At 34.3% G+C, this 25,631-nt stretch carries 26 protein-coding genes and 1 riboswitch; of the genes, 23 read left to right on the top strand and 3 right to left on the bottom strand.

Annotated features, from left to right (window positions below; genetic code table 11):
- Positions 1–250: 250 nt before the first annotated feature.
- From BN4220_RS11660 to BN4220_RS11725, 14 genes are all read left to right on the top strand, one after another.
- Positions 251–790: a flavodoxin family protein gene (locus BN4220_RS11660; RefSeq protein ID WP_066716285.1), complete on the top strand. Its 540-nt coding sequence runs from the start codon at positions 251–253 to the stop codon at positions 788–790.
- Between the two features lie 12 nt (positions 791–802).
- Positions 803–1,810, top strand: coding sequence for an aldo/keto reductase (locus BN4220_RS11665; protein ID WP_066716287.1), 1,008 nt, complete (start codon positions 803–805; stop codon positions 1,808–1,810).
- Positions 1,807–1,971, top strand: a complete 165-nt coding sequence (locus tag BN4220_RS20095) for a hypothetical protein (protein ID WP_156476417.1) — start codon at positions 1,807–1,809, stop codon at positions 1,969–1,971. Before BN4220_RS11665 ends, BN4220_RS20095 begins: the two co-directional genes overlap by 4 nt.
- 144 nt (positions 1,972–2,115) lie before the next feature.
- Complete coding sequence (locus BN4220_RS11670) at positions 2,116–2,565, top strand: MarR family winged helix-turn-helix transcriptional regulator (protein WP_066716289.1); 450 nt, start codon at positions 2,116–2,118, stop codon at positions 2,563–2,565.
- 42 nt (positions 2,566–2,607) lie between these two features.
- On the top strand, positions 2,608–3,054 hold the full coding sequence (locus BN4220_RS11675) for a flavodoxin domain-containing protein (protein WP_066716291.1): 447 nt from the start codon (positions 2,608–2,610) through the stop codon (positions 3,052–3,054).
- Positions 3,055–3,117: 63 nt separating this feature from the next.
- Positions 3,118–3,224, top strand: a riboswitch (TPP riboswitch).
- A gap of 301 nt (positions 3,225–3,525) precedes the next feature.
- Positions 3,526–4,035, top strand: a complete 510-nt coding sequence (gene thiW / locus BN4220_RS11680) for an energy coupling factor transporter S component ThiW (protein WP_066716292.1) — start codon at positions 3,526–3,528, stop codon at positions 4,033–4,035.
- Positions 4,036–4,047: 12 nt separating this feature from the next.
- The gene (thiM, locus tag BN4220_RS11685; RefSeq protein WP_066716293.1) at positions 4,048–4,869 is read left to right on the top strand and encodes a hydroxyethylthiazole kinase; all 822 of its coding nucleotides are present in this window, start codon (positions 4,048–4,050) and stop codon (positions 4,867–4,869) included.
- A 23-nt stretch (positions 4,870–4,892) separates the two neighbouring features.
- On the top strand, positions 4,893–5,534 hold the full coding sequence (gene thiE, locus BN4220_RS11690) for a thiamine phosphate synthase (protein ID WP_066716294.1): 642 nt from the start codon (positions 4,893–4,895) through the stop codon (positions 5,532–5,534).
- 66 nt (positions 5,535–5,600) lie between these two features.
- Positions 5,601–6,398, top strand: a complete 798-nt coding sequence (thiD, locus tag BN4220_RS11695; protein ID WP_066716296.1) for a bifunctional hydroxymethylpyrimidine kinase/phosphomethylpyrimidine kinase — start codon at positions 5,601–5,603, stop codon at positions 6,396–6,398.
- Positions 6,395–6,997 carry an energy-coupled thiamine transporter ThiT gene (locus BN4220_RS11700; protein ID WP_066716299.1) on the top strand — a complete coding sequence of 201 codons (603 nt, stop codon included), beginning with the start codon at positions 6,395–6,397 and terminating at the stop codon, positions 6,995–6,997. Before thiD ends, BN4220_RS11700 begins: the two co-directional genes overlap by 4 nt.
- Before the next feature lie 127 nt (positions 6,998–7,124).
- The gene (gene tenA / locus BN4220_RS11705; protein WP_066716300.1) at positions 7,125–7,787 is read left to right on the top strand and encodes a thiaminase II; all 663 of its coding nucleotides are present in this window, start codon (positions 7,125–7,127) and stop codon (positions 7,785–7,787) included.
- Positions 7,788–7,987: 200 nt separating this feature from the next.
- A complete protein-coding gene (locus BN4220_RS11715; RefSeq protein WP_066716304.1) occupies positions 7,988–8,836 on the top strand; it encodes a DUF5058 family protein in 849 nt (282 codons plus the stop codon).
- 14 nt (positions 8,837–8,850) lie between these two features.
- Complete coding sequence (locus tag BN4220_RS11720) at positions 8,851–9,531, top strand: hypothetical protein (RefSeq protein ID WP_066716305.1); 681 nt, start codon at positions 8,851–8,853, stop codon at positions 9,529–9,531.
- A 107-nt stretch (positions 9,532–9,638) separates the two neighbouring features.
- Positions 9,639–11,075 (top strand): M20/M25/M40 family metallo-hydrolase, encoded by a 1,437-nt coding sequence (locus BN4220_RS11725; RefSeq protein ID WP_066716309.1) that lies wholly within the window; start codon positions 9,639–9,641, stop codon positions 11,073–11,075.
- A gap of 257 nt (positions 11,076–11,332) precedes the next feature.
- Here the strand turns inward: BN4220_RS11725 and ltrA are convergent, their stop codons facing one another.
- The gene (gene ltrA / locus BN4220_RS11730) at positions 11,333–12,745 is read right to left on the bottom strand and encodes a group II intron reverse transcriptase/maturase (RefSeq protein WP_066713335.1); all 1,413 of its coding nucleotides are present in this window, start codon (positions 12,743–12,745) and stop codon (positions 11,333–11,335) included.
- Positions 12,746–13,352: 607 nt separating this feature from the next.
- Between ltrA and BN4220_RS20290 the strand changes: the two genes are divergently transcribed.
- Positions 13,353–14,057, top strand: coding sequence for a cytochrome b5 domain-containing protein (locus tag BN4220_RS20290; protein WP_242867788.1), 705 nt, complete (start codon positions 13,353–13,355; stop codon positions 14,055–14,057).
- A gap of 36 nt (positions 14,058–14,093) precedes the next feature.
- On the top strand, positions 14,094–15,578 hold the full coding sequence (locus BN4220_RS11740; RefSeq protein ID WP_066716312.1) for a phytoene desaturase family protein: 1,485 nt from the start codon (positions 14,094–14,096) through the stop codon (positions 15,576–15,578).
- A 129-nt stretch (positions 15,579–15,707) separates the two neighbouring features.
- Here the strand turns inward: BN4220_RS11740 and BN4220_RS11745 are convergent, their stop codons facing one another.
- Positions 15,708–16,595: a LysR family transcriptional regulator gene (locus BN4220_RS11745; protein WP_066716315.1), complete on the bottom strand. Its 888-nt coding sequence runs from the start codon at positions 16,593–16,595 to the stop codon at positions 15,708–15,710.
- A gap of 130 nt (positions 16,596–16,725) precedes the next feature.
- Here BN4220_RS11745 and BN4220_RS11750 point away from each other — a divergent pair, with 130 nt between their 5' ends.
- From BN4220_RS11750 to BN4220_RS11765, 4 genes are all read left to right on the top strand, one after another.
- The gene (locus BN4220_RS11750) at positions 16,726–17,289 is read left to right on the top strand and encodes a sugar O-acetyltransferase (RefSeq protein ID WP_066716318.1); all 564 of its coding nucleotides are present in this window, start codon (positions 16,726–16,728) and stop codon (positions 17,287–17,289) included.
- A 13-nt stretch (positions 17,290–17,302) separates the two neighbouring features.
- Positions 17,303–17,845 (top strand): flavodoxin family protein, encoded by a 543-nt coding sequence (locus tag BN4220_RS11755; protein ID WP_066716320.1) that lies wholly within the window; start codon positions 17,303–17,305, stop codon positions 17,843–17,845.
- A gap of 298 nt (positions 17,846–18,143) precedes the next feature.
- A complete protein-coding gene (locus BN4220_RS11760; RefSeq protein ID WP_066716323.1) occupies positions 18,144–20,225 on the top strand; it encodes a methyl-accepting chemotaxis protein in 2,082 nt (693 codons plus the stop codon).
- A 257-nt stretch (positions 20,226–20,482) separates the two neighbouring features.
- Positions 20,483–20,929, top strand: coding sequence for a hypothetical protein (locus BN4220_RS11765; protein WP_066716326.1), 447 nt, complete (start codon positions 20,483–20,485; stop codon positions 20,927–20,929).
- A gap of 159 nt (positions 20,930–21,088) precedes the next feature.
- On the opposite strand, the gene BN4220_RS11770 is transcribed toward BN4220_RS11765, so the two are convergent.
- On the bottom strand, positions 21,089–21,511 hold the full coding sequence (locus BN4220_RS11770) for a MerR family transcriptional regulator (protein WP_066716329.1): 423 nt from the start codon (positions 21,509–21,511) through the stop codon (positions 21,089–21,091).
- A gap of 151 nt (positions 21,512–21,662) precedes the next feature.
- Here BN4220_RS11770 and BN4220_RS11775 point away from each other — a divergent pair, with 151 nt between their 5' ends.
- The 3 genes from BN4220_RS11775 (at position 21,663) to BN4220_RS11785 (ending at position 25,464) form a co-directional block, all read left to right on the top strand.
- Positions 21,663–22,289 (top strand): flavodoxin family protein, encoded by a 627-nt coding sequence (locus tag BN4220_RS11775; RefSeq protein WP_066720894.1) that lies wholly within the window; start codon positions 21,663–21,665, stop codon positions 22,287–22,289.
- Positions 22,290–22,419: 130 nt separating this feature from the next.
- Positions 22,420–22,599, top strand: coding sequence for an HRDC domain-containing protein (locus BN4220_RS11780; RefSeq protein ID WP_066716332.1), 180 nt, complete (start codon positions 22,420–22,422; stop codon positions 22,597–22,599).
- A gap of 732 nt (positions 22,600–23,331) precedes the next feature.
- Positions 23,332–25,464, top strand: coding sequence for a diguanylate cyclase domain-containing protein (locus tag BN4220_RS11785; protein WP_066716335.1), 2,133 nt, complete (start codon positions 23,332–23,334; stop codon positions 25,462–25,464).
- Positions 25,465–25,631: the final 167 nt, after the last annotated feature.

Genomic DNA, 25,631 nt, shown 5'->3' on the forward strand with positions numbered 1-25,631 from the left:
ATCTTTCAAGAATGTCTTTGATTTGAAAGGAGTTTCTTAATGAAGAAGATTAGCTTGTTTTTACTAAGCCTTGTGCTTATATTCAGTCTTGTTGCTTGAAGTAGCAATAAAAATACTTCCAATAATTCGTTCATTCCAACATCACGTCAACAAAGATGGTTATACCGTATCAAGAAACAATGTCCACGAAGCTGAGCCTGATGTTATTCGCTGGCTGCAGGAATTGGGATATACAAAATAGGAGGTTATTATGAGTAAGAATATTTTAGTTTTATCAGGAAGTCCCCGAAAAGGTGGTAATTCCGATTTGCTGTGCGATGAATTTATGCGTGGTGCAGCAAAGAGCGGAAATCAGACGGAAAAGATATTTCTAAGAAATAAGAAAATAGGTTTTTGTACTTCCTGTTACTATTGTCTAAAAAGTGATGGTGTCTGTGCCATTAAGGACGATATGGCAGAAATACTTGAAAAAATGTACTGGGCAGATGTCATCGTTATGGCAAGCCCTGTTTACTTTTATTCCATTGACGCACAAATGAAAACTTTGATTGACCGCTGCTTTGCACAATGGACAAAGATTAAGAATAAAGAACTTTATTACATTATGACTTCTGCCGATGATACCGATACCGTAATGGATTGTACACTAGAATGCTTTAGAGGGTTTGCAGTTTGTTTGGATGGTTCAAAGGAAATGGGTGTTATATACGGAAAAGGTCTATCTGAATCCGGAACAGTTCAAAATACTCCGTTAATGCAGGAAGCATATGAAATGGGCAGGAATGTATGATAGGAGAAAACAATGAAATATCGTAAATTAGGAAATAATTTAAATGTATCTGCCGTTGGACTTGGCTGTATGGGAATGAGCCATGCTTATGGTGCCCCGGCAGATAAAAAGGAAATGGTTGAATTGCTGTCACAGGCAGTAGATATGGGTTACACCTTTTTTGATACAGCAGAGGTGTATGGCACGCCTGACGCTCCAAACGAGAATGAGGAATTGCTAGGCGAGGCATTAAAACCGTTTCGTAGCAAAATCGTACTTGCTACCAAATTCGGAATTCACTTTGATATGACAAGTGCTGAGGTAAATAAACCGCTGGTGCCAGATTCCAGACCAGAAGTAATCCGGGCATCCGTAGAAGGTTCTTTAAAACGATTAAATATGGATCACATTGATCTTTATTATCAGCATCGTACTGACCCGCAAATTCCGATAGAAGAAGTTGCTGGTGTTATGGCAGATTTAATAAAGGAAGGAAAAATCACCCATTGGGGACTTTCGGAGGCGAAGGAAGATACCATTCGTCGTGCTCATAGGGTTTGTCCGGTAACAGCGATTCAAAACCGTTACTCAATGATGGCCCGTCATTACGAACCGTTGTTCCCTGTATTGGAGGAGCTTCAAATTGGTTTTGTTCCATTTAGTCCTCTTGCAAATGGATTCCTTACGGCAAAATATGACAGTAACACTAAGTTTGAAGCAGGAACGGATTACCGCAGTATGATGCCCCAGTTTACGCCAGAAGCCTTGACTAAAAATCAGGAACTATTAAACCTTTTATATACAATGGCTGAAATTAAAAATGCAACACCAGCACAGATTTCTTTAGCTTGGATGATATGTAAAAAGCCGTATATTGTACCCATCCCCGGTACAAGAAAGCTTGACAGATTAAAAGAAAATGCAGGTGCAGCAGAAATCGAGTTGTCAGTTCAGGAAATACAGCAGTTGGATCATGCACTAGACAATATGGAAATGTCCGAAGTTTTCGGGGGGTCAAAAATCATCAAAAAAAGTGAATGAAAGAGATAATTGATTTTGATGAACCAATCATTGTATTTTTTATCTACTATCTTGCCATTATGGGATTATGTACTTACATCGTTTATTATGTGTCTAAGGTGCTTCGAAAAAAATATTTTAAAATCGTTGACAATAAAGAAGAAAGGGAATATATTACATAATATATTCCCTTTCTTCTTTATAAAAGTAAATTTAATTTAATCATCATAAATGAAATGTCATAAAATATACGAAGAGAGATTAAGTTTACTTCATGACATCAGTAGCAGTGCACAAGCAGATAGCACAGAGGGGTGTGATTAATTATGAATAACCAACTTGATTTTAAAGGGATTGATGAAGCACATTTTTTCATTGGCCAGATCACCGCGTTTTCCAACCGTCTCCAAACAAAAGGAGATAGTTTTTTTGAGAAAATTAGTTGGAAGCAATGTTTTTTATTAATCTGCATTAAAATGTTTGAAATACCACCAACAATAAAAGAATTATCCGATGCCGTTGGAAGTTCTCATCAAAATGTAAAGCAGATGTTATTAAAGATTGAGAAAGCAGGATTCATTAAGTTTGTTCCAGATGAAGTAGATAAACGAAAACAGAGAATCATAGTGACAGAAAAAGCGGAAGAGTTTGATAAATTCTATGGGGAACCAAGCAATCTATTTATAAAACAGCTTTATAGAAATATTGATATGGATAAATTAAAAATTACGATTGAGACCTTGATGCAATTAGATGAGAACCTAAAAGAAATGTAATACAGTAATGTAAAACAATATAAAAGAAAGAAGAGGAAATTTATGAAGATGCTGGTGGTTTATCAAAGCAAAACAGGATTTACTAAGAAGTATGCACAGTGGATTGCACAGGAACTTTCCTGTGGATTAAAAACCGCAAAAGAGGTGACGGAGCAAGACATATCCTCACAGGATCTTATTATCTATGGAGGATGGATTATGGGGAATATGATAAGCCATCTAGAGAAAATTCGTAAAATGCCACATAAGAAAATAGTGACTTTTGGTGTTGGATCATCTAAAAAAGGTGAATGTGAAGCTGCGATAATTGAGACGAATAAGCTAGCAGATATTCCTTTCTTTTATATGGAAGGTGGTTTGAATCCTAAGGAAATGGGATTCTTTTCAAGATTTATAGTAAAGATGGTGACTAAAAAGCCAGTTACCTTTACCGATCACACAGATAAAAAATATGCAATGGAACTTGTGAATTTTGTGAAAGCTTTGTAAAGAAGTCTTTCCATAGATTTTGCAAAAACAATTGACTTTTTAATGTTTATGTGTTTAAATAGATAAAAATTACAGGGGAGCTTGTGTTAGCAGGCTGAGAGGAAGTAATCAACTTCGACCCTTTACCTGATGCGGATAATGCCGCCGTAGGAAGTCATAGTTGATTTTAGACGGAGATATCGCAAAAGGTATCTCCTGTTTTTTTGTCCATTTTTAGATCAATGTAAGCAAAGAATACTCCAAAAGAAAGGAAGTGATGAACGGTATCCCGATATAGTTCGGGCGGACAGAGGGGAGCGCCTCATGTCTTGTATATAACAGCGATGGGAAGCCGTGTTCCGGCGTGAGAGGAAGCCAGTAAGCTTTTACCGACCTTTTCCTAGCGAAATCAGGATATGGTTTCGTAGAATCGGAGAACGACGCTGTGATTGCCGTTCTCACTTTTTAATTGTATGCAAAGGAGTAATTCATATGAAGAACAATAAAACAAAAAAACTATGCATCGCAGGAATCCTGTGTGCGGTAGCTGTAGTAGGTAGTTTATTTTCCTTCCCCGTTTTTAGTAGCAAATGTGCTCCAATTCAGCATATGGTAAATATTCTATGTGCAGTTCTCTTAGGACCGTGGTATGGCATAGGCGTTGCATTTGCTGCAAGCTTTATCCGGAATATGATAGGTCTTGGTAGCTTGATGGCATTCCCGGGAAGTATGTTTGGGGCCCTGTTATGTGGCGTCATTTATTGGAAAACAAAGAACATGACATTTACCTTAATTTCTGAGGTATTTGGAACTGCTATTCTTGGCGGACTTTGTGCCTATCCAATTGCTATTTTATTTATGGGCCAAAGTGCTGGAAGTATTGCATTTTACGCATATATTATACCGTTTTTTATTTCAACGGCAGCAGGTGCAATGCTCTCAGCCGTTTTTATCGGAATTCTTAAGAAAACCAATGTGTTAAAAATATTTATGGAAATGTAAGGAGACATAACGATGCTAAAAGAAATGATACAAAATGTAAAAATTGCTTGCCCATTGGTACATAACATAACTAACTACGTAACCGTTAATGATTGTGCAAATATTCTTCTTGCCTGTGGAGGTTCTCCGATTATGGCGGATGATCTAGAAGAAGTCGAGGAAATTACAAGCATTTGTGGAGGGCTTAATATTAATATTGGAACGCTGAATTCACGAACCATACCAGCGATGCTTCGTGCGGGTAAAAAAGCAAATGAACTTGGCCATCCTGTTGTATTAGACCCAGTGGGGGCAGGTGCTTCGGCCCTAAGAACAAAAACTGCAAATGAGTTGTTAAAAGAAGTGAAGTTTACTGTGATACGAGGGAATATCTCTGAAATAAAAACCCTTGCCCTTGGAGAAGGAACGACAAGAGGTGTGGATGCAGATATTTCTGATAGTGTTACAAAGGAAACATTAGAACCTGCAGTTCTTTTTGCAAAATCATTTGCAAAGAAAACCGGTGCTGTTGTGGCAATCACTGGTGCCATTGATATTGTAACAGATGGCGATATGGCATATTGCATTTTCAATGGTCATCCTATGATGAGTAGTATAACAGGAACTGGTTGTCAACTATCTGCTCTTATTACTGCTTATGTTACAGCAAACCAGGATACGCCGTTATCAGCAACTGTGGCGGCCGTTGCTGCGATGGGAATATGCGGCGAAAAAGCACACCAGCGTTTATCCCCAGAGGATGGTAATGCAACTTATAGAAACTATATTATTGACGCTATTTACAACCTAAATGGAGAAGAACTAGAGCGTCTAGCAAGATATGAAATTCATTAACAAATTATAAGGAGGTGCTAACGATGAAATGTAATAAAGAGACCATGCTACTGTATGCCGTAACGGATCGTGCGTGGACAGGTAGGCAAACCCTCATGGAACAAGTAGAGGATGCAATAAAAGGAGGGGTCACCTGTGTCCAACTTCGTGAAAAAGAATTGGAGGAGGAAGCCTTCCTTGCAGAAGCAATTGAAATGAAGGAGATATGCTCTCGGCATCATGTACCATTTATAATCAACGATAATGTTGAAGTTGCCATAAAATGTGGTGCGGATGGTATCCATGTTGGACAAAGGGATATGGAAGCTGGGAACGTTCGAGCTTTGGTAGGTGAAAATATGATGATTGGAGTTTCTGTTCAAACAGTGGAGCAGGCCCTTGCTGCACAAAAAGCAGGAGCGGATTATCTTGGGGTTGGTGCAGTATTTACAACAACCACAAAATTAGATGCAAATTCGGTATCACACCAGACATTAAAAGCAATCTGTGAAGCGGTTTCTATTCCTGTTGTTGCAATTGGTGGTATCAATAAGTCAAATATTTTAGAACTTTCAGGCACTGGTGTTGATGGTGTGGCGCTGGTTTCTGCTATATTTGCAGCAGAAGATATCAAAATGGAATGTACTATTTTACGTTCGCTTTCGGAGAAAATGGTGCAAGAGTAAAGAAAAAACATTTCGGGTTATGCTCGAAATGAAATAAAGACTTTAGAAAACGGAGGAATTTATCTTATGAAAACAGCACTAACAATAGCAGGAAGTGACTCTAGCGGTGGAGCAGGTGTTCAAGCAGATATTAAAACAATGATCACAAATGGTGTATTTGCTATGAGTGCAATTACAGCATTAACGGCACAAAATACCGTAGGGGTTCAAGGGATATTTGAAGTTAGCCCTGAATTTCTTAGTATGCAAATTGACAGCGTGTTTAGCGATATCCGACCTGATGCCGTTAAAATCGGTATGGTGTCCTCTGCGCAGCTTATAACCGTAATTGCAGATAAGCTACTACAGTATAAAGCAGAAAATATTGTGGTGGATCCTGTGATGGTGGCTACAAGTGGATCGAAACTTCTCTGCGACGATGCTGTGAATATTATGAAAGATAAATTGCTACCGATCGCTACTGTTGTAACTCCAAATATACCAGAAGCTGAGGTTTTGTCTAGGAGAGAGATAAAAAGTGCCGAGGATATGATAGATGCAGCAGCATACATCAGTGAAACTTATCACTGTGCTGTTCTTTGTAAAGGTGGTCATAATTTAAACGATGCCAACGATTTATTATACGCGGATGGTGAATACCGTTGGTTTTATGGAAAGAGAATTGATAATCCTAATACTCATGGAACTGGTTGTACACTTTCAAGTGCAATCGCATCAAATCTCGCTAAAGGTCAAGATTTGATTACAGCAGTTGAGAATGCAAAAGCATATATTTCTGGAGCTCTTGCAGATATGCTTGATCTTGGTGCAGGAAGTGGACCAATGAATCACGGATTTGGAATACAAGGTAGGTTCACATTATGATTTCACTATACATAGCTGGAGGATTTTCTGTTATATATTTTGTCATTTCTATTTATTTGTGCCGTGGACTTAAAATAAAGGTAAAGGATTTAGCTTTTGGAGGCATTGTCTGCGCTCTTACGGTTGTGCTGGGCTGCATTATGATTCCAATCCCAACGGGTGCAAGCATTTCAGTCGGTTATGCAATACCTTTGATTTTATTGGCAATCTTGTGTGATTACCGCCTTGCTATAGTATGCGGATGGATTACTGGTATAATGTGCTTATTTTTCGTTCCTACGTGGCAACCAGTACATTGGGGACAGATATTTGTAGAACATCTTGTTTGCTTTTCTTGCTTGGGATATGTAGGTGCATTTGGAACAGAGAAAAAATATAAGTTATGGTTTGGCATTGCAATTGCACTTACAATTAAGTTCTTTGGGCATTTATTATCCGGTGTTTTATTCTTTTCATCAAACGCTTGGGATGGATGGGGATCATGGGGATATAGTTTGGCATATAATTTTTCCTCCAGTATTCCAGAATCACTGATTACTATACTTATTTTGATGTTTATTCCTATAAACACCTTAAGACGACAAAAAAACTTTCGCTAGGAGATTCGAGTGAAAAATAGAAATCAATTTTTATGTGTAATTTGGTGCTTGTGCATCACAAACTGTTATGGGAAAAGAACGTGTGTAAAGATTATGTGTAAAGAACATGCCAAGAAAGGAAATTATTATGAATACAACAGAAAGACTTCTTGAAGCAACAAAACAATTATGGGAAGATTATAATAAACATCCGTTTGTTTGTGGTATACAAAACGGTGTGCTTGATAAGGAAAAATTCAAGTATTATATTCTACAAGACTATCTTTATTTGATTGAATACACAAAGGTATTTGGTATCGGTATTGCCAAAGCGAAAACGATAGAAATCATACAGTTATTCTCATCGTATTCTCATCTGCTTGCTAACAGTGAGATGGATATACATAAAGGGTATATGGGAAAGTTTGAGATTACAAAAGAAGAACTTAATAATACTCCAGTAGCTCTAGACAATCTTTCCTACACTTCTTATATGCTTCGTGTGGCTTATGAAGAAGGCGAGGTTGAAATTTTAACTGCAATTTTATCTTGTGCTTATAGCTATGAAGTGATTGCAAGAAACATGGTACGTAACAATCCGGATTCTATTAACCATCCATTTTATGGCGATTGGATCAAAGGATATTCATCCGATGCTTATCATGAGGAGAATATCATTTTACTAAATACTCTTGATAAAATGACAGAAAACTATACAGAAGAGCAAATTGAGCATTTGGTTCAGATTTTTGTGAACTGTTCTCGTTATGAAATGAAATTCTGGGATTTAGCTTGGAAAATGAAAAAATAAAATAATAAACAAAATTAATGGCATCAGAATAATGATTATATTTTGGTGCCTTTTTTCTATACTTTCTTTTATACTTTCTTTTATACTTTCTTCATTCTCTATTGAATCTTCAATTGTATTCTTGTATACTTTTTTTATTGTATTTGGAAATGAATTTCCAATATACAATAACAAAATATTTCTACAAAGGAAGGAAAACTATGTCAAACTATATTTCACAAGTGAATGCGGTTACACTGTATCTAGTTGTTGCTGCAGTACTGTTATTTATCGCCATTATGTGCTTGGTTTTTATTATTAAAAGCTATCGTGCTGGCGTTGCGCAAGGAATGGACAAAAAGCTTTTAAAAAGAGCGATTACTTCTAGCGCTACCTTTACTTTATTACCGAGTATTAGCATTTTACTTGGAGTTATTGCATTAAGTGGAACACTTGGCGTTCCGTTTTCATGGTTACGTTTATCCGTAGTAGGAGCACTTCAGTATGAGTTAAATGTAGCAGAAATCGCGGCAACAGCTTCTGGGTTAACAGGACTTAAAGTGACTGAAATGTCGATACAGGTTTTTGTTACCGTTGCTATGGTAATGACTGCTGGAATTTTAGGGGGAGTTCTATGTAGTTTATTTGGACTAAAAAAATACTTAGGGAAATTAAATCGAAAGAATCAAGTGAATGAAAGCGTATCGATACAACAAGAGATTGAGTCCGAAAATAAGCAATCACAAAGTGTATCTAGTGAGAAAGAACAGGTAAGTAAGTCTAAAAATCATCAACTAGAGAGTGAAGTTAAAGAGAAGAAACCAGGGTTTGGGGCTTATGCAACAATCGCTATGTTTATTGGATTATGTAGTGCTTATATCGGTTCTTATGTTGGAAGTTTTGTAGCATATGGTGATTATATGCCTTTGTTTGTTGCAGTAATTTCTGCTCTTGTGATGGCAGTGTTTGAATATTTAGCAACTAAAAAAGGATTGTCTGTACTTGACAATTTTAGTGTAGCAGTCAGCATGCTTTGTGGTATGATTGCTGCTGTAGTAATTAATCTATAATGGGGGAGGAAGCAATGGATCAGAAGAATAATAAATTTGACAATCAGAATTTTACAGATCATTTACATAGGTTAGGAAGAATCACATTGATCGTGGCAACCTTACTCTTACTGGGAATACCTCTTTTTATAGGTGGTATCTATGGGGTATCCATTGATTGGAGAAGTTTTTGGAATGGCTTTTATAAAGTTGCGATTATTTATGTTCCAGTTTCCGTAGTTGAATTTTTTGTTTATGCACCTATGCTTGGTGTTGGCGGAAGTTATCTGGCGTTTTTAACTGGAAATATCGCGAATATGAAATTGCCTTGTGCAATGAATGCTCGTGATATTTGTAAAACAAAAGTTGGTACTCCTGAGCATGAAATTATTTCAACGTTGAGTGTAGCAACAAGTGCATTGGTTACGATGTTGGTCTTATTAGTAGGCGTTTTATTATTAGTTCCTTTAACTCCAATATTAGAAAATCCAGTGCTAACACCAGCCTTTGATATGGTGGTACCTGCGTTATTTGGTACACTTGGATTAAAATATTTCCGTAAAAGTTTAAAGATAACAGCAGTACCGCTATTAGCTATGATTGTGTTGTGTATTTTAGTTCCATCTATGATTACTCAAACTAGTATTTTAATTATTCCTGCGGGCGGTCTTGCACTTGTTATTAGCTTTGTGTTATTTAAAAAGAATTTATTATAGTAGGAGCTATAATGTGAAAAGTTGAAATCAATTTTCACAAGCAAGTTTGTATTTGCGCACTACAAACTTGTTATGGGCAAATAACGTGTGCAAGAATGGAGATTATTATGATTATAAAACTTTTATTCGCTGTTTTAATTATTTTAGCTATTATTATCGCAATTGTTTTAATACGTACACTGCGATTAAAACCTACGTCTGCCATACATGCAAAAGCTCCAGTTGGGGATCCAGTACGTAACAAGGAATATGGAGAAAAACTCTCAAAAATGATTCAATGTGAAACGATTTCTTGTCGTGATCAAGAAGATCGAAGTAAGTTTTATAAGTATCATGAAGTTTTAAAAGAACTTTTTCCAAATGTTTGGGCAAATTGTGAGTATCATCATTTTAATGGTAGCTTACTATTAAAATGGAAGGGGAAGGAAAGCAAGGATCCGATTCTTTTCATGAGTCATTTGGACGTTGTTTCTGCTAGTGATGGTTGGGAACATGATCCATTTAGTGGTAAGATTATTGACGGAAATGTTTGGGGAAGAGGAACCGTTGATACAAAAGGAAGCTTCTTTTGTCTAATGCAGGCAGCAGAGGAAATGATTCGTGATGGTTATATGCCAAAAACGGATGTTTATCTTGCTGGTAGTTGCACGGAAGAATGGAGTGGTGATGGGGCGCCTGCTACAGTAGCATGGTTAAAAGAACAAGGTGTTCATTTACGTATGTTAATTGATGAAGGTGGCATGATTATCGAAGAACCAATCAATGGTGTAAAAGGCATGTTTGCTATGGTTGGTGTATTAGAAAAAGGATATGGAGATGTGAAGTTTGTTGCCAAAGGTAAGGGCGGTCATGCCAGTGCACCTGGAAAAAACACCCCATGGGCAAGGCTTGCTGCATTCATTCATGAGGTGGAAACCAAGAATCCTTTCCGTTTGGAAATAAACCCAACGGTTCGTGAAATGTTCAAACGAATGACTCCGAATATGGATTTTAAAATGCGTTTATTATTCTCAAATTTGTGGCTATTTGAGGGCCTTTTAAAGAAACTAATGCCAGTGATTAGTCCCGTGGGAGCTGCGCTAATGCAAACCACGCTTGCTTTTACAAAGGGAGAAGGTTCAAAAGGTTATAATGTATTACCTTCAGAAGCTTATGTTACAGGCAATATGCGTTTTATTCCTCATCAAGCAACGGATGAAAGTATTGAATTGATTTCTAAAATAGCAAAAAAATATGACATCGATACGGAAGTTATTATAGCGGAACAACCATGTCCAGTAGTTTCCTATGAAAGTGCTGAGTTTAATATGCTAGAAGAGGCAGTTCATAAATTTTATCCAGATGTAACCGTAACACCTTATGTTATGACAGGTGGTACGGATGCTAAATATTATAGTGACGTCTGTGATAATTGTTTACGTTTTGCACCACTTTACATTACGGGGCAGCAGTACAAAAGCATTCATGCAAAAAATGAAAACATCGGCTTGGCAACACTTCCTTCTGGAGTAGATTTTTATAAAGAGATTATTAAGATGCAATAAATGTCGTTGTGTAAAACTAATTAAACATAGGCAGTTTCTGCTGGTACTCACATAAATGATGCTAATAAAGATGATATTGTGAAAATAAACATGTTTATTTAAGATTTAATGATAAAGCTAGAACATAGAATATGTGAATATTTGTAGGAACTAAAAACAACCACCGGAGAGAATCGAGTAGGAGGAAATTCATTAATTGAATTTCCGTCCTCTCACACCACCGTACGTACCGTTCGGTATACGGCGGTTCAATAAGATTACCTTATTTGCGAATATCTTTCACTAAGTGTTATAAAACCTTGTTCTCTAAGATATTTATTGGTAAGAGTTGAATTTAAGATTGGGCTATTGGAGATTCTCCAGTAGCCTTTCCTTGTATTCGCATGTTCCCATGCTTTCCAATTCTCTACCCCTAGTTTAACTAAGTTATCATGTTTCGTTTTAATCTTTTTCCACTGTTTCCAGTAACAAAGACGTAAACGTCTTCTTAGCCACTCATCAAGTTCTCGTAAGGTACCTTTCATATCTGCTAGTTTGAAGTAACTTATCCAGCCAACAATTAATTGTTTTAGTTTAATAGCTCTGAGTTCCATACTCATTGCATTACTTCTTCCAGTGATACTCTTAAGTTTTCCTTTTAACTTCTTAACAGAAACTTGATGTACTCTTATTCCCATTTCACCTTTCTTATTGTAAAAGGTATATCCTAAATATTTTAGTTTCCATGGTCGGTCTACCTTACTTTTCTCTTTGTTAACTTTAAGCTTCAAGTCCTTTTCTATAAACTCCGTGATACTTTTCATAACTCGTTCTGCTGATTTCTTTGATTTCACGTATACATTGCAATCATCTGCATAACGGCAGAACTTAAGTCCTCTTCGTTCTAATTCCATATCTAGTTCATGCAACATGATATTACTTAATAGTGGAGATAAGTTCCCACCTTGAGGCACCCCTTCTACAGTAGCACTTACTAATCCCTTTTCCATCACTCCTGCATTTAGATACTTCCTTATCAGTCCGATTACTCGTATATCCTTGACTTCTTTATAAATCAGCCCAATTAACCTATCGTGGTTGACAGTATCAAAGTACTTTTCTAAATCTATATCTACCGCCCATTTATAGCCTTCATCCATGTATTCTTTACATTTTAGAATTGCTTGATGCGCGTTTCGATTTGGTCTAAATCCATAACTATTCTCTGAAAATTTCTTCTCAAAGATTGGCGTTAGTACTTGTGATACTGCCTGTTGTATCACTCGGTCTACTACAGTTGGTATCCCTAATGGTCTTGTTTTCCCGTTATCCTTTGGTATCTCTACCCTTCTTACGGGATTCGGTTTATAACTTCCATCTGCTATGGATTGCTTAAGCTCTTCGCCATGACTTCTTAGATATGGTAGAAGTTCATCTACTCCCATCTTGTCGATTCCATGACTTCCTTTATTCTTCTTTACACGTTTAAAGGCTTCATTTAGATTTTCATTACTAATGATTTTCTCTAGCAATCCATAGTGATATTCTCTTCGGGCGTTCTGTCTGTTATCCGACGTCATAGAAATGCTCGGCGCCTTTGCATAGCTTTCGAGTTCCACTCTATCCTTTTGCAAATGACCTGATTCTGTATTCAGTTGTCTGCTGTCATCACATTTCTTTGTTTCTTTCAAACTTTCAAAACCTCCTATTGTTCAGTCCTTCCCAAAGGTCGTCGACTACCTCCGGTACTATGACCTCTGCTGACTTCTTAGTGTTCAGCCATACATCACTGCATGGGTTGTCATTTCAGAGTTCACTTCCATGACGTATCACTAAGACCTCCCCAGGTAAGAACGCAATCTTCCTCTCCATCTATCTGCCACATTTACATTAATTAATTTCGAGTAGTTATTGGACTTCGATTTGTATAGCAATCTTATCCTTAATTAATGCCTTGTATGTGATTTCTGTTCGTCAGACCAGAGATTTGCCCACGGACTTCCTTCAGATTCGCCCTCACGAACGACACCCTTGTCTTGGGCTATACACTTGCCACTACTAGGCTGTGTTAGGGACTTTAACCCATTAGATTGCGCCCATGCTGGGCACACTATAAAAGGGAAATGGTATTCAATTCAGAAAACCATTTCCCTTTTTTGATGTATCGAATTTTATAAAGTATTGCATATTACTATGTATTGTAATATGAGAAAGGAATTTATTGGAATATGTATAAAGCTATTGTATAATATTAGTATTGCTTTTAATCATTATAAAATAAAATTGGGAGGGGTTCCTATGTTTGAAGAGTTTGGTGGATTATTTGGTTGGCTTCTTGTCTTTGCTTTTATGGGTACGATATTGAACTATTGTTTGAAAATTGTGAATAAACATTTTAGTAAGAATATTTCTGCTTTTCCCGTTGGGAAGAAGATTATGAAAGTACTGATGACTATGTTTGTACGTAATCACAAATACTTTGGTTTGGCTACAGTTGTTCTGTTGTTGGCACATTTTATTGCGCAGTTTACTAAGTTTGGAATCAATGTAACTGGATGTATTGCAGCCATTCTTATGATTTTACAGGCATTGCTTGGTATTTATGCAAACGTAAAGAAGATGCCAAGAAAAGGCGCGTGGTTCATTGCACACCGAGTGATAGCGGGACTGCTTATTCTTGGGATTGCAATTCACTTAATTATTCCTAATGCATTTGATATAACGCCAGGAAAGGAAAATACATATCAGATATCTGATTCTGAAGATACTTCAAAATTACCATCTTTTACTTTGGATGAATTGTCAAAGTATAATGGAGAAAATGGTAATAAAGCATATATCGCCTATAAAGGTCTGGTCTATGATGTCACGGATATTCCAAAGTGGAAAAACGGAAAACATAATGGTCAGAAGGCAGGAACAGATCTGACGGAAGTACTTAGTAAAGCTCCACATGGAAATTCTATCTTAGAAGGTTTGACGATTGTAGGGAAAATAAAATAATGTATTTTGAAAAAATACAGTGGGAGATGCAATGAAATGAAAAAAATAGTAATTATTGGTGGTGGAATCGCTGGCTTAACAGCAGGTATTTATGCCAGAAAGTCTGGATTTGAGGTAGATATATATGAAAAAAATCAGGTAGCAGGAGGACAATGTATTGGGTGGAATCGTAAAAATCATCATATTGATAATTGCATACATTGGCTGACAGGTACAAAACAAGATACAGGACTTCGGAAATTATGGGAAGAGGTTGGTGCATTATCGCCAGATATTAAATTTGTTGAGAATGATAAATTTTACACGAGTTATCTTGGCAATCAATGCATAACACTTTGGAAAGATATAGAAAGGACAAAAAGAGAACTGCTGGAGTTATCCCCGGAAGATGAGCAGGAAATTAATACGCTTATTAAGCATGTAACCTATGCGGCTTGTTGCGAGATGCCAGTTAAAAAGCCAATAGATATGATGAATCTGCTCGATTACATAGAATTGGGAAAAGCGATGGCTGACATGCAAAAGGTACTAAAAATGTATGGAAAAATAAATATGAAGGATATGGCGGATAAGTTTAAACATCCGCTACTAAAAGCACTTATAACAGATTATTTGCCTATAGAATATACGGCATCTTCCTTTATCGTGTCATATGCTACAGTTGCAAGTGGAAATGGAGATGTGCCTGTTGGTGGCTCTTTGGCAATGACAGAGCGGATTAAGGAACGATTTGAAAAGATGGGTGGAAAATTATATTGTAGCCGTGCGGTAAAAAGAATTGTAGTAGAGGGTAGCAGAGCAATTGGAATAGAACTAGAGAATGATGAAATGATTCCTGCTGACTATGTAATATGTGCAACGGATACTATGGAGATGTTTGAGAAGCTAGTTGGAAGAAAATATATGAATAATAAATGGAGAAGTTGCTACAACGATGAGCAGAATTATCCATTATTTAGTGGATTTCAGGTTGCCTTTTCTATCGATACAAAATTTTATGATCACACGGATACCGTATTTTTTGATTGTGAGCCTTTCAAAATGAATGATAAAATGGTTCACCGTATGTCGGTAAAATCATACGAGTATGAGCCTACATTTGCACCAGAAGGAAAAACGGTATTACAAGCAAATATAATACAATATGATAATGATTACAGACAGTGGAAATCTCTAAGTAAAGAAGAATACAAACGAAAAAAAATTGAGTTGGCAAAAGTTGTTGAAGAACAAATATTAAGAAAGTTTCCTGAGTTGATAGGTCATATAGAATTGCTAGATTGTTGGACCCCTGTAACATATGAAATATACTGTAATTCTTACCATGGTGCATATATGAGCTTTATAACGAAAAAAAATGTAAAGTCATTTCGTATGAAAGGTATCGTAAAAGGATTAAATAATGTTTTTATTGCTAGTCAATGGTTACAAGCGCCTGGTGGTTTGCCAGTTGCAGCCGCTACAGGAAAATTTGCGGTGCAGAGGATTTTGAAAAAAGAAAAACATGATTATATAATTTAGATTTATTATGGAAAAATCGAGACTTCTTACAGAGTCTCGATTTTTTTATAAATATGAAGAGAAGGTGAACCCAATGCAAAAGTAGTTTTACTGTTAAACTCATTCTCTCTGATGTATACTTTTAAAAGATTAGTTAAACTTATTAAACTCATGAATCATATATTTTAAAAATATATCAGAAGCTTTTGAAAATACTTGATATTTCTTCCAAATAACATTTAGATTAGCTTCTAAAGGTGGATACAAAGGTTTAAAGCAAAGGGGACTATCGCCTGTTGTATTAATTAATTTGTCAAGGCATAGAGCGTATCCCATACCTTGTTCCACTAGCAATGAAGCATTGTACACTAAATTATAAGTGGAAACAATATTTAGCATCTCAAAATCTTTACCTAGCCATTTTGACATCTCGTCATTCACTAGTGTTTGGTTTGAGGTGATGATGGGGATATTCAAGAGGTCAGAAGGTTCTATATAATCTTTTGAGGCTAAAATACTATCTTTACGCATTAGCAAGCCCCAAGTATCTTTCGCAGGTATACGCATAAAATCATACTTGGTCACATCAATCGGATCAATAACAATTCCAAAATCGATTAAGCCTTTATCTAATTTATCTATAACATCATCACCATTACCACTAAATAGACGGTAACGAATATTAGGATGATTTTGCTGAAGTTCATGAGCTATTTTAGCGATTAATCTCATGGCATCGGTTTCACCACTACCGATAAAGACGTCACCGCCAATTATTTCATCCGTGGTATTAAACTCTGATTGCGTTTTATCCATCAAGTCAACAATTTCCTGAGCTCTTTTGCGTAAAAAAATTCCGTTTTCAGTAAGTGTAAGTTTACGATTACCACGTATAAATAATTGCTTTCCTAATTCTTTTTCTAAGTCCATTAATTGTCTAGAAAGTGTCGGTTGAGAAATATGTAATAATTCTGCAGCCCCTGATATAGTTTCTTCTTTTGCCACTGCAAGAAAATATCGTAGTACTCTTACTTCCATGTTGAATACCTCCTTTTTTAAAATGTATCACTTTTACATATGCCTTTCAAGCATATGTAATCATTTGATATAAGTATTTGTAATTTAAAAGTAGCAAAACTATAATATTTTAAAGGAGGAGCATAGAATTATGGAACTAAAAGAGTTTTTAAAATATGTAAATAGTGGGTCACCTGTTCCAGTAAACTCGGAATTCCACAAATATATGATTAAACTTAGCAATGAAGCAATGAAGTTAACGGCTGAATTAAATAATACTTATCATGACCAAAAAGAGATAAGAGATATTTTTTCTAAATTAATCGGAAAACCGGTAGATGATAGCTTTTCTATGTTTCCACCTTTTTATACGGATTGTGGAAAAAATATTTCACTGGGTAGAAATGTATTTATTAATGCTGGTTGTCACTTTCAAGATCAAGGTGGAATAGTCATCGGTGATGGTGTGTTGATTGGTCCAAAGGTTATTCTTTGCACCCTTAACCATGATTTCAAACCCGAAGAACGTGGGACAACAATTCCGTCTCCTATTTTAATCGGGAAAAATGTATGGATAGGAGCTAATGTAACGATTGTTCCAGGGATAACAATTGGAGATAACTCCATTATTGCTGCTGGCTCAGTGGTAACTAAGAATGTTCCATCAAATACTGTAGTAGGTGGAGTCCCTGCAAAATTTATAAAAGAAATTTAAAGGAGACATTATAATGAATAAAAAAGTATTGGTTATTTCTACTAGTCCACGCAAATGTGGTAACTCAGAAATATTAGCGGATGAATTTATAAAAGGCGCTCAAGAGTCCGGACATAAAATTGAAAAAGTAAACTTATATGATAAAAATATTGGATTTTGTAAAGGATGTCTAGCTTGCCAAAAAACACAGCATTGTGTCATTGAGGATGATGCTAATTTGATAATACAAAAAATGTTAGTAGCAGATGTTATTGTATTTGCTACACCTATTTATTTTTATGAGATGAGTGGTCAAATGAAAACTTTACTAGATCGAACGAATCCATTATATACATCAGATTATGCATTTAGGGATATTTACTTACTGGCTACATCAGCAGATTATGAAGAAAATGCAATGGATGGTGCAGTAAAAGGGATGCAGGGATGGATTTCCTGCTTTGAACGTTCAAACTTAAAAGGAGTTGTAAAAGGTGTTGGTTCGGATAGTATTGGGTCAATAAAAAATAATGAAAAAATACTCTTATCCGCTTATGAAATGGGTAGAAATATTTAACCTCTTACGTATATAATATTGCATTTGGAAATTTTATAACATAGGAGAATTTTAATATGCGCAGACACTCGAAAGAGTGTCTGTTTTTATTTTATATAAGAAAAGAAAATATGCTTTGTCCTATCATTAAAAAATCCCTTCGTTATGCAAATTTATTATAAGAAATAAAAAATATAGCTTCGAACTACAATAGAAGAAATATAATGTTATATCAACCAAATATTAGTAGAATTGTGTAAAGATTTCATGTATAATGAGGAGTCGGTTTAAAGAATTAAATACGGAAGGATAAGGTAGGATGAAAAAGTTAAGTAGTAAAATAGTTACTGCTATATTATTATGTTCAGTATTAATATCAGCTATTGTAGGTATTACAAGTATATTAAAGTCTTCAAGTGTTATTGAAAGAGAAGCAAAAGATAAGTTGTTAAATTTAGCTTCCAGTCGAGGGAATGAATATGCGATACAAACTTCAAAGGTTGAAAATACGGTAAATGAATTAGCAAATATAATAATAGAAAGTATAGATGTATCTAGAGTTAAAGACGATAATTATTTAGAAAATTTTGAAAAAGAATTGGGTAATATTTTAAAAGGCTTGGGAGATAGTAATGAGAAAATTTTAGATGTATATATGAACTTTGATCCTAAGTTTACTAGTGGCAACAGAAATTTTGACGTATCTTATACTTACGACGAAATCAAAAAAGAAAGTGCTGTCGCTACCAATTCATATGAAGTGGAAGATTATAAAGAAGATAATGAAGATTTAGCATGGTATTATGAAGCGATAACGGCGAAAAAAGGCGTATGGTCTGATATATATGAAGATAGTCTTAGTGGAAAAGAAGTGATATCCTATACAATGCCCGTATATTTTAATTATAAATTATTGGGGGTAACTGGTATTGATATATCCTTTGAAGAATTAAAGAGCTTAATACTAGCTACAAAAGTATATGATACTGGCAATGCTTTTTTATTGAATGAATCCTATAATTTCGTAGTTGATCAAAATAAAACCTCTGAAGATAATTTGAGTACTATGAATGGCGGAGAATATAAAAATATAACCGATGAAATGAGTAAAAATCAATCTTCAGTGATAGATATAAAGTATGAAGGAAAACAAAGTTTAATGGCTTATTATCGAATGGATAATGGTCAAATAATTGGTATTAACGTACTACGTTCAGAAGTATTAAAAGATTTATATTCGATGATCTATGTTAATATTTTAGTCATTCTTATAGGGGTGTTAATCTCTGTAATGGTGGCTCTTTATATTGGTAAAAGAATTGCCAAACCAATTGAAGAATGCTCCAAACATATGGGCATATTAGCAAAAGGTGATTTAACTAGGAATATATCGGATAAATATTTGAAAATGAAAGATGAAATAGGAGTGCTTTTAAAATCATCCCAGTCAATGCAGGATGGAGTAAGGAATCTTATTAAAAATGTACATAAGGAATCAAATACTTGTAAGCTTGCAGTAGAAAATGTTGGCGGAAATATGGTTCATCTAAACATTGGTGTAGAAGAGGTATCAGCTAGCACTCAAGAATTGTCTGCTGTTATGGAAGAGACAGCTGCATCAGCCGAAGAAATGAAGGCAACTGCACAAGTGATTCAAAATGCTGTACAAGGTATAGCAGAGATTTCAAAAAATGGCTCCATTGAGGTTTTAGAGATTAATAAAAGAGCAATTCATACAAAAAATAGTGTTAATGATGCACAAAAAAAAGCCAATGAAATTTTACTAGTGACGAAAGAAGAACTAGAAAGAGCAATTGAAAATTCAAAGGTAGTTGATAAAATAAGTACTTTATCTAAAGTTATCATGGAAATTGCGGAGCAAACCAATTTACTTTCTTTAAATGCAAGTATTGAATCTGCACGTGCCGGCGAAGCGGGAAGAGGATTTGCAGTAGTAGCTGATGAAATTAGAAAATTAGCAGAGCAATCCAAGGATACAGTAGTTGATATTCAGAAGGTAACAGCTCAGGTCACATCATCAGTGAATGAACTTTCAAATAGTTCAAGTAAATTATTGAATTTTGTATCCAATGATGTTCAAAATGATTATAACACATTGCTTCTGGTTGCAAATAAGTATAGTGAAGATGCAATATTTGTAGACAACCTTGTTACAGAGTTTAGCACTACTTCAGAAGATTTATTAGCTACAATTGATGATGTGTTAGAAATAATTAGCGGAGTAGCGAATGCGGCGAATGAAGGAGCCATTGGAACATCAAATATTGCTCAAAGGATAATGGAAATCACTATAAAGTGCAATGAGGTATTGGAATTAACAAAAAAATCAGGAATTAGTTCAGAAAGATTAGAAGAAGAGATTTTAAAATTTAAGATCTAGCAATTAAAATGTTTATTTGCGAATTATCCCTAAGGAAAGTTCTTCTCTATTAAAAATACTTTTAATATGGTAATTGCAATCTTATTATTTATTCGGATAATTGTTATAATTATTAAAATATGATATTATATACTGATAAATTACAAAAGATGATATTTATGAAGGATGAAAAATAGTTATAAGATGAACTATAGTATATGATTTTGATGTTCTCTTATAATTTATATTTTTCTGAATTGACCAAGAAGGAGACAGAAATGGGAATTATTACAAAAGATATGGATTTTAATATGGTGTTAAATGATTTAAGCAATTGTTGTTTGACTGAAGGAGTGTGTGGTAATTGTTCTAAGCCTGACTGTATAGTTGGTTATGCTATAAATAGCATTAATAAATGCTTTAAAAATGATGTTACATATGTAGAAAATGGTCAAGATGGTATACCGTATGTTGATTTCAAGGTATATGATGAAGAAACATTAATAAAAGGAATTGCTCATATTTTGAGAATGTGCAAATCATGTAATGAAAATCATTTTGACAATTGTATCATTAATGTTGTTCGTAATTGCTATGAGATAGGTTTATTTGGAGAGATCCAATCATATGAAGGTAGTAATTTTAGATATTTGAATCAGATTCATAATAGTAATCCTGAGATAGCTGTAAGAATAATTGATGAATTCCATAATCCTAAAGAATAGAGGGAATTTTAAATATATGGAATGTAAATAAAATAAATAAAATAAATAAAATAAATAGAAACTATGCGGCAGAATTTTCATTTGAAATTCTGCCGCTTTTTATGGAACAAATTACTGTATCCCAAAATTCTTTCGATAAATACACTTGTTAAATTAGATCTAAAATTCCAACTCATCGTCTGTATATGAACAGCAGGTCGGGATTGGTAAGCCAGTATCATAGGCCTCGCAAGCATCATGATAGTAATCGAGTTTGCGCTCAATCAAACGAAGATATTTTTGAAGATCTTCAATTTGCTTTAAAACATTTTTTTTGTGGTCGATTAACATAAGGTTACGTTCGTGGAGTGTATCATTCCCTGCATTCTGCCAGTCTATAAAATGTTTTATTTCTTTAATAGGCATTCCAGTATTCTTAAGACAGCAAATGAGGGAGAGCATTTCCATATCATCTTTTGTAAAGATACGATTGCCTGATTTATCTCTTTTTATATTAGAGAGCAGTCCTTCACGGTCATAGTATCTTAATGTGTATGTTGTTAAATTCATTTTCTTAGCAGCTTGTGTAATGGTATAGTTCACTTTCATCACCTCATATAGTTTTGTACACATTATACAGCTTACACTTAACTCTAAGTCAAGGAGATTTGTGAGAATTTTTTTAATAAATACTATTGCCTTACAGTTAAGTGTAAGTGGTATACTTGTCCTATCAACAAAGGAGAGTGAAATTATGAAAGTAGTAGCAATTAATGGAAGTCCTCGTAAAAACGGAAATACAAGCCAAGCGCTTGGCGTTATGGCTAATGAGCTTGAAAAACAGGGAATAGAAGTTGAAATCATTCATATTGGTCAGCTTAATATTCACGGATGTATTGGCTGTGGATACTGCTGGACTTCTGAGGAAAATCATTGTGTTTTTAAAGATGACATTGTGAATGAGGTTGCCAAAAAAATGCGTGAAGCAGATGGCTTCATCCTCGCATCCCCTACCTATTATGCAGGCATAGCAGGAACAATGAAGGCTTTTTTGGATAGAGTATTTTATACAAGTTCAGAATATTTCAAATACAAAGTAGCAACTTCTATTGCAGTTGTAAGACGAGCTGGTGGTGTAGATGTTGTACATCAGCTAAATAACTATCTTAACTTAGCTGAGACGGTTATGCCACCATATCAATATTGGACGATAGCATATGGCTTGGAAAAAGGAGAAGTTCATCAGGATGAAGAAGGTATTCAAACCATACGTAAAAATGCTCGATCAATGGCTTGGCTTTTAAAGACAATTGATGCTGGTAAAGAGAAGATACCTCTTCCTGTAGAAGAAGAGCGTGTTATGACAAATTTCATACGATAGTAAATCAGAAAGGGAAATATTGTTCCATTACCTAAGTCTGTTACACCTGAGAGAATTAGAAGTAATTTCGAGGTATTTGACTTTGAAATTAGCGCGCATGACATTGAGAAAATTGATAAGTTAACTGATTATGGAAGTTCAGGGATTCATCCAGATAAAGTGGATTTCTAAGTTTTTTGGATTCCTATCAAAGGACTTGATATCAAAGATGCCAAGAAGTAGAGAAGAACTATTAGCAGTTGCAGGTTTTGGTGAGATTAAGGTAAATAAATATGGAGATGAAATTCTAAATATTGTGCGAAAATATTAATTAAGATAGTATTACGGTGGAACGAATTGATTGTATTTATCGGTTAAAAGTTAATAAATACATTTAAGTAGCGGTTATAAAATTTGATTTTAAACCGCTATTTTTGTATTGCAAAAAAGAAAATCTGCTAGTGGTCATGAATTTTTTTCAATAATGCTAGGAATATTCTCAATGAACTGGTTACTCACTTTTATTTAGAAAAAACATGTAAAATAAAATCTTGAAAAATTTTTCACTAAGTTTTATAATAATGAAAAAAATGCAAATTGATTTTAAGATTTATAACTTTGATAGCTATTAACGCCCTGTGATAGGGGGGAGTTTAAGCTCTTTATTTCTCGACTTATTGTATGTTCTGATTTGAATTATTTATGTATTTTTTATAATATTGACGACCATAGGATCATATCGCGCCCTAAATAATTACTTTAGTCTAAGTATATCCGTGTGATTTTATTAAATTGATGTACAGAATATTTTTAAATTCAGAGTCTAATTTATTAGTAAACATTCTTATTCTCATTCTGATTATATCATCCAAAATTTTGATATTATGACATGCTTAGTAGTATATTAAATTACAGATAAGTGAGGTAATTCTAAGAAATTAAAATGCTTAAAAGCAGTTGTATTTGATAATAAACCTTTGTACAAGGAAGTGATTCACTATATTTATGGATAACTAATTGTATGGATAACTATTTATATAGATTTAATAGAAAGGTTGATGTGATGATACATAATAAAATAGTTAAATTTATAAAAAGATATCGAATAGCTTTTATATTTATAGTAATTTTCTTAGGTGTATTTATTCAACCAAAGCATATCTACGCTGCTGAATCTACTATAGTTAGAGTCGGATATCCAGAGGTTACTGGTTTTACAGAAATCAAAGAAGGAGTTTATTCAGGCTACGCATATGAATATCTAATGGAGATTGCAAAATATACGGGTTGGGAATATGAGTTTATTGAAGTTAATGTCAAAGACATGCTTGAAATGTTAAGAGATGGGGAAATAGATATTGCAGGGGGGATGCTTCAAAATGATTACACAACAGAGTTATATGACTTTCCTGAAGAAAATGCTGGTTTTACCTACAAAACCGTATCTGTTTTAAAGGATAATGACTCCATTAGTAGTTCTAATTATAATACACTGAATGGTATTAAAATTGGGTATTATGGAACTTCTAGTACAAATCTGGATAGCTTTTTAAAGTTTTGTGAAAATAATGGAATTAAAGATATTAAACTAATCCCATATACCGATGATGGAAGCAATCCTATGTTAGATGCATTAAAAAGGAAAGAGATAGATGCCATTCTTGGAGGAAATTTATTAATACAAGGGGAACAAAAAATAGTGGCTACATTTGGAGCTACCCCTTACTATTTTGCAACTACAAAAGGAAATAAGGATATATTGACTGGGTTAAACTATGCACTTTCTAAAATAAAACAAAACAATGCAAGTTTTGAGCGAGAGCTATATAATAGGTATTTTCTAAATTATATTGATCCTGTTGTTCACTTAACTCCAGAGGAGCAAGACTACATAAATAATATGACATCATTAAAAGCTGTCTATGTGGATAATTTTGCACCATTGCAAGATTATAATCAGAAGACAATGAAAGCTGAAGGAACTTATATTGATGTTATGGAATTAATAGCTGAAAAAACAGGACTTAAATACAATTTGGTCAAAGTAAGTACCTATAAGCAGGCCCTTGAAATGATAAAGAATAAAGAAGCTGATATCATCATTGGAATTCCTGATAGTTATTCAAAAGCAATCGAATATGAATACGCACTGACTCAAGGATATACAACAATTAGTATGGTGCGAGTTTATAATATGAATGGAAAGAGTAAAGAAGGAGAACAAATCCTTGCTCTTCCTGTGGGGTACATTTATGATGAACTAGATGGTGAGTATGAAATTCGGTATTACGAAACCGTTGAGGATTGTTTAATTGCAGTAAACGAAGGCAAAGCAGATTTAACCTATGGGAACAGTAATACTATATCGAATTATATCACCACAGGGTATTATACTAATTTATCCTTTGTTTTTGATGATTCATCATTACATATATGTATTGGGCTTTCAAAACCAATCAATGTAATCTTATTGAATATTTTAAATAAATCTTTGTCCAGTATATCAGACAGTGAAATGAGTAACATTGTTTACACAAATTTACTGAGTGGAGAAAAAGCTTACACCTTGAAACAATTTTTTGTTAATAATACGATGTTTTGTATTGCTATTATTTTGTTAATTTTACTCTTAATTTATATTAATGTAAGAAATGGATATAAGCGTTTAGCAGAAGATAAATTAGTGTTACTGGAAAAAACAAAGATAGATGCTTTAACAAGGGTATATAATCGTGTTACTGGTGAAGAACTAGTTACTGCTTCATTACAGAAAAATAAGGATTCCGAATATAGTGCTTTAGCCATTATAGATATTGATTACTTTAAGCAGATTAATGATTTATTGGGACACCAGAGGGGAGATGAGTTATTAATCGAATTTAGCCAAGTAGCAAAACAGGTATTTTCACCAACAGACATTATTTTTCGATTGGGTGGAGATGAATTTGTTGTTTTTATGACGAAACTTGAAACAAAAAATCTAGAAATTGTTGATAAAAAATTACAAGAAATTTGTAATATTATGAATAAAGAACTAAATTATATGGGAATCAGTCAAAAAATTTCTCTCAGTATAGGGGCTGTTATTACAAACCAAATTTGTGATTTTGATCACTTATACCAAGAAGCAGATAAAATGCTTTATGAAGTAAAACGGAATGGAAGAAATGGATATAGAATTAAAAAGCTAGATTAAGTTATATTCACCTCCAAAAACTATATATAGATGTTGCAAAAAGAAGAATAAAAAAGAGAATAAATTAGTTTAATAGAAAAGTAGAATTAAAAATAAGAATAAAACAGTTTAATAGAAAAGTAAGCTAAGAATATTTATAAAAGAGGTGAAGCAAATTTAAATGCTTC

The sequence above is a fragment of the Clostridium sp. Marseille-P299 genome, from assembly GCF_900078195.1.
Classification (GTDB): Bacteria; Bacillota; Clostridia; order Lachnospirales; family Lachnospiraceae; genus Lachnoclostridium.